The sequence below is a fragment of the Streptacidiphilus monticola genome (genome assembly GCF_042658505.1).
Lineage (GTDB): Bacteria > Actinomycetota > Actinomycetes > Streptomycetales > Streptomycetaceae > Streptacidiphilus > Streptacidiphilus monticola.
The window spans coordinates 1-4,169 of the sequence record NZ_JBHSQJ010000245.1; the positions used below are offsets into that span (position 1 = coordinate 1).

Below are 4,169 nucleotides of genomic sequence, written 5' to 3' on the forward strand. Positions count from 1 at the left end.
CCGCTGGGGTACGGGCTTGGGGCGGTGGGTGGGGGGTGGGGGTGTGGCGGGTTGGCGGGGGTATGGGGCTGGGTATCGCCAGCCCGCCACCAGGTGCCCGGGGGGGTAGGACTGTGGCGGGGCGCCGGGGCACGGGGGTTCCGATCCGGACTCGCTTTTCGGCGTCCCGGTAAAACCTTTCCAGCAACGCCCCGCCCGCACCTCCAGCACCCGGCGACGGCGCCCGGCCCGCCCCACCCTGCTCCCGTAGTCGCGTCTTTTCCGCGAGCGGAGCGAGCAGCACGCACCCCAGCCTCGCCCAACGGCGAATGCCGTTGCAAACGTCCCGCGAAAGCCACCGAAAAACCTGATCCCAGACGATAAAGAAGCCGAGCGGCACTACTCCGCTCGGCTCTTTCCGCGCCCCCTCCGCCCTCCCCGCCCTCCACGGCGCGCCCCCATCACCTCACTCTGTCCGCAGAATCACCGCCGTCCTCGCCCGCGCCGCCCAGCTCGCGGGGAGCATTCCGCTGGCCATCGCCAGCAGGGAGCCCCCCACCACGAGCCCGACCACTTCCACCCCGCCGAACACGTTCTGCACACGCCCGGGCGTGTTGCTGCCCACGGCGTGCAGGACCATCGGCATGACCGCGTGGTGCAGAGCGACGCCGAGGGGCGCGCCCGCCAGCCCGCCCGCGAGGCCGAGGCCGGCCACCGTCACCAGCACCTGGGCCGTGGTCTGCCCGGGAGTCATCCCCAGCGCACGGCAGATCCCCAGATCGCGGACGCGCTCGCGGGTGTCCAGCACAACGGAGTTGAGGATGCCGAGCCCCGCCGTGGCCAGCAGCATCAGCGTGAGCAGCAGCGACATCGCCTCGATGACCACCACCATCGACCCGCCCGGCCCCGCCGAGTTCACCGCCGCGCCCGCGCCGATCTGCTGCAGGCTGCCGTTCAACTGCTTCAGGTACGCGTCCACCGTCACGCCCACCCGAGGGTCCGCGTGCACGAACTCCACCGTCCCTGAAGCCAGTTCACGCGGTATCGTCCGGACATCGGCAGCCAGCTGCATGCCGCTGCCCGTGGGGTCGAAGTCCTCTCCCACGATCCGGACCCGCACACGCTCACCCTGGTCGACCAGGACGATGCTGTCGCCGACGCGGGTGCCCGTGCTCGCCAGGAAGCGGCTGGGCGCGACGACCTCCCCAGGCGCGGTGAACCAGCGGCCCGAGATGATGTCGTACGCGGCCTTCCGCGAGTCGCCCTGGAACAGGTTGACCCCGACCGCTCCGCTCTTGCCCTCGACCGCCACCGACGCCGCGGTGACCGCGTACCACGAGCCGGTGCCCGTCGCCGTCCGGACGATCTGAACGGCGCTCCGCCCCGCCTCCCCCTTCAGCGGGCCACTGACCAGTGGCCCCCCGCTCCCCGGGGCTCCACTCACCGGACCTCCACCACCCGGCCCGCCGCTCCCCTGGCCGGCGCCCTGGCCCGACCCCGTCGCACCCAGTGCACCGATGCCAGAGGCACCTTGCACCGCGGCCTCGACCGTCACCGCAGCGCGGCTCTCGGGGTGGCGGTCGTGGCCGATGACGCCGGCGGAGCTGGTGAGGCCCAGTGCGAAGGTCGCCGTCACCGTGCCCAGCAGCACTGCGGTCAACATGCCCGCCGCCCGCACCGGATGGGCGAGCGCCGAGGCCACGCCCAGGCTCACGGGCCGCGGCAGCGGCAGTCGGCCGACCGCTTCCTGCGCCTGCCGCCTCCGCCGGGCGTGCCCGCCTGACCCGGCGCCCGGACCGGCCCCGCCACTCACCGCCCCCGCTCCCCCGCGGCCCACCGCCAGCGCGGCGACCGTGGACAACCTCCCGGCCCGCAGCGCGGGGACCAGCGCCGCCAGGACCACGACCCCCAGGGCAGCGCCCGGCACCACCGCATCCAGCCACCACGGGACCGTCAACGCGCCGACCTGGAGGCCCTGTTGCGCCTCACCGAGCAGGGGCTGCACCGCGATGTTGCCCAGCACCAGACCCAGGCCCGCGCCCACCGCCGCAGGAACCAACGCCTGTGTCACGTAGGCACGGACGACCTGTTCGGGCGAGAAGCCGAGCGACTTGAGCACGCCGATCCGCCGAGTGCTCGTCCCCACGGCGCCGCTGACGACGGCGGCCACGATGACCACCGACATGGCCAGCCCCAGCACCCCGAACGCGCCGATGATGGGCACCACGACGGCCGCGTTCTGGTCCGCGTCCAGCTTGGTGTCCAGCCAGGACCGGCTCCCCACCAGCGCGTCACGCGGCACAGACGCCGCGACGGCCACCTGGTCGTGGCTCAACTCGGCACTGCTGTCCGCTCGTTGGAAGCGGTAGAGCATCTGGGAGGTGGCCGGACTCCGGGTCGGATCCACGGCGCGCAGCGCCGCGATCTCCTCCGGCAGCACCCATCCGCCCGCGGTCAGGCTCACGGACGACGCCACACCCACCACCCTCAACCGCATCGAACCCGCCGCCACCCCAATGGACTTGGCGGACCCGCCGATCGACGAGGTCGCGATGGGCAGGTCGGTCTCGTGGCTGTAGAGGGACCCGATCTGATCCTGCGCGAGCACGATCTCGTCGGCCCGGGTGGGCCAGTGGCCCCACAGCAGGTCCACCCGGTCGACCGGCCCCGACGCGCTCGCCCGACCGACGACGGTCAGCGGCATGCCGGGCAGACCGGGAGGGCCGGGCGGGGTGATGGTGGCTTCCTGGAAGGGGCCGGCGGTGGCGGTCACCCCGGCTCCGCTCGCCTGTGCCGACGCTGCCAGTTGAGCGCCGGTGACCTTGGACTCGTCGAACTCCGCAGTCAGTTGGGCCCCGTGCTGCCGCGCGAAGGCCCAGTCGAAGGGCCCGGCCGAGACCGCCAGCATGGTCCCGGCGACCAGGGCCGCGGTGACGGCCATCAGCAGCGACAGCGCGATCACCGCCGCCTGGACGCGCCGCCGTCCCACGCCCGCACGGACGACCTTCCCCAGCGCGCTCATCCCCGCACCCCCTCGGATGCGCCGGTCGCCACCGATGCCACGGCCGCCGAGGACGCCCCAGCCCCGGCCGCCCCCGCCCCGGCCGGCGCCTCCGGCGCCGCGTCCGACGGGCCGTCGTAGGCCACCCGTCCGTCCGTCAGACGCACCGTCCGGTCGGCGCAGGCGCGGGCGAGGGCCGGATCGTGGGTGACCAGGACGACGGTCTGCCCGTCCTGGTGCAGTTCGACGAGCAGGTCCCGCACCTCCGCACCCGCCGCGGAGTCCAGCGCCCCGGTGGGCTCGTCCGCGAGCAGCAGCGCCGGACGGTTGATCAACGCCCGGGCGACGGCGACGCGTTGGCGCTCGCCGCCCGAGAGTCGCCCGGGGTAGGCGCGGGCATGCCGGTCGATGCCCAGGTTCTCCAGCAGCTCCAGCGCCCGGGCACGGGACGCGGCCCGGGGCGCGCCGAGCAACTGCGCGGGGAGCAGCACGTTGTCGAGGACGGTGAGGTCGTCGAGCAGGTGGAAGAACTGGAAGACCATCCCGATGTGCTCGCGCCGGAACCGGGCCAGCCCTCCCTCCCCCAGTGCGTCCAGGCGCGTGCCCGCGACGGTCACGGTGCCGCTACTCGGACGGTCGAGACCGGCGATCAGGTTGAGCAGAGTGGACTTGCCGCTGCCGGACGGTCCGGTGACGGCGACGGCCGCGCCTGCGGGCACGTCCAGGCTCACCGGACCCAGCGCGGGTGGTCCTGATGCGTCGAACTCACGGGTGACGCCTTCGAGTTGGATGACCGACGGCATGCTGGCTCCTCACGTACGGATTCCGGGGGCCTCAAGGGACGCGTTGCCACCGCGGGCCGCGGGTCTGCGGCGGCTGCAGCCTGAGCAACGGCACGAAGCTACGAGCCGAGCGAGAAGCCGGTCGTCGGCCGTCGAAGCGACTTTCCCTCGGCCGCAGGGACGATCTCCGCCCGGCGTCCTCCTCGAGGAGTACTCCGCACGGCGACCGCGCTGGTCGGCCAGGAGGACGCGGGGCAGGGTGGGCGGCCTCGACAATGGGCGCATGCACCCCCACTCCCAGGGCCGCGGCCGGGCCACGGCGCCGAGCGGCGCTCCGCGCCTCCACGGCCGCCCTCCCGCGCGCCCGGACCGCGCCGACGAGCCGGCCGAGCCTCGCGCCGAGCGCC

2 protein-coding genes are annotated in these 4,169 nt (G+C 74.0%); both read right to left on the reverse strand.

From position 1 onward, the window contains the following. Positions 1-445: 445 nt before the first annotated feature. The gene (locus ACFP3V_RS31715) at positions 446-3,001 is read right to left on the reverse strand and encodes an FtsX-like permease family protein (protein ID WP_380591260.1); all 2,556 of its coding nucleotides are present in this window, start codon (positions 2,999-3,001) and stop codon (positions 446-448) included. Continuing rightward, positions 2,998-3,783, reverse strand: coding sequence for an ABC transporter ATP-binding protein (locus tag ACFP3V_RS31720; protein WP_380591263.1), 786 nt, complete (start codon positions 3,781-3,783; stop codon positions 2,998-3,000). The genes ACFP3V_RS31715 and ACFP3V_RS31720 overlap by 4 nt, the downstream gene beginning before the upstream one ends. Positions 3,784-4,169: the final 386 nt, after the last annotated feature.